Consider the following 1,612-nt stretch of genomic DNA (forward strand, 5'->3'; position numbering starts at 1 on the left):
AAATGTGTAGCATCCTAGCCCGAGAGGGCTGGGGTAGCTACTAACCCTTACGGGTCGCGATAGGTAAAGCTTTGAAGTTATCTCTACTTTTTCCCCCGCCCCACACCGTGCGTGCGACTTTCACCGCACACGGCGTTCCATCGGTTCAGATTGATAACCCCTAACAAATTTAGTTAGTATCATCCTTATTCTTTGCCTCGCGATTAAGATAAGGTGAACAATGAGATATATTTCAAATGTGTAGCAGCTCACGGTATTTCTTTAGTTTCGGTAGTTTGTATAAGATACTGCCTTCTAAGTCCTTTTGATGTATAAGCTTATGGCATCTTATGCACATGGTGGCAAGATTGCTGAGTTTGTTGATTTTCTCTAAAGGTAGTCGATTATTAACGTGATGGCAATGGATGTTAGTTGGAATCAACCCCGTCTTACATATTCGGCACTTTCCTTTGTCGCGATTATATGCATAATCGCGATTAAGTATATATTCAAAGTTATAGAGTCGTTTATTCTTAGTTTGTCTAAGCATCTGATACAAGACCATTTGGTTGATTTGGTCGTTCGAATAAATGGTTGGTCTCATTTTCTTATCGACCTTGCCATGTCTTCTCGAATAAATTATCCTTCCTATCTGTGTATAGGGGGTCGTATCATAATTGTATAGGAGTGCTTTAGTACTAGGTGTAAAACTCATTTTGGTTAATCCTATCTTAACTCCATCGACTTCAACGAAGGGAACTTTGGTTTTATGCCCCTTATGCCTATCTTTACGATTATCAAGATTTTCAGCTGGAGTAAGCATTTTTTCGAATACTCCTCCACCATGTTTGTTCTTAATAGACTTGTAGAATGTATAGCGTATTTTGTCATCGCATCTAACGAAAATTCTAGCAGAATTTCCTATACGGAAATAATTACTAATACCAATAATTTTGGCGTTAATAAGTTCTATTTGGGCGGCAACATCGTGAGAGTTGGTTGTTTTCCGAACATTGTATGTATCTCGAAGAATTTCTCTCATTTTAGAGTTTAATTTCTTTTTGTTCGGTATAGCTTTTCCTGCAATACGGTTTTTCAGTCTCATCTTTTCAGCTCTGATGTCGAATCCTAGGAATTGGGCTGGCTTCTCTCTCATATCGGTAATAAATGTTTTCTCCTTTGATAATTCTAATTTGAGTATATGTTTGTAATACTTATCGATTTTAGTCAAGAGTGTTCTTGCCTGTGCTTTATCCTCGCATAGAATTATCCAGTCGTCTGCGTATCTAACAAGAAAACATTTCTTATGTTTTCTAACTACTTTTCTAAGTCCTGTACTGAAAGCGTGTTTAACAGTATAACGCGCGTAGTGTTCTTCGAACTCTTTAGCTATCATCCAGTCAAAGTTATTTAAGTATATGTTCGCTAACAGGGGAGATATAATTCCACCTTGTGGAGTTCCCAACTCCGTAGGGAAAAGTTGATTATCTTCTAGTACACCTGCTTTTAACATTTTCTTAATAATAGTTAGGAATCTCTTATCCTTTATGCCCATATTCCACATTATTTCAACAAGTTTATTATGGTTAATATGGTCAAAGAAACTTTTGATGTCACCTTCGATGGCTACGTA

The 1,612-nt window shown here is 37.3% G+C and carries 1 protein-coding gene; it reads right to left on the bottom strand.

Annotation, left to right across the window (positions count from 1 at the left end; genetic code table 11):
* Positions 1-232 precede the first annotated feature (232 nt).
* On the bottom strand, positions 233-1,612 hold a 1,380-nt coding region (locus tag MR168_RS32850; RefSeq protein WP_103597702.1), incomplete at its 5' end, for a group II intron reverse transcriptase.

This window comes from Bacillus cereus group sp. BfR-BA-01356 (genome assembly GCF_022663635.1).
GTDB lineage: Bacteria > Bacillota > Bacilli > Bacillales > Bacillaceae_G > Bacillus_A > Bacillus_A cereus.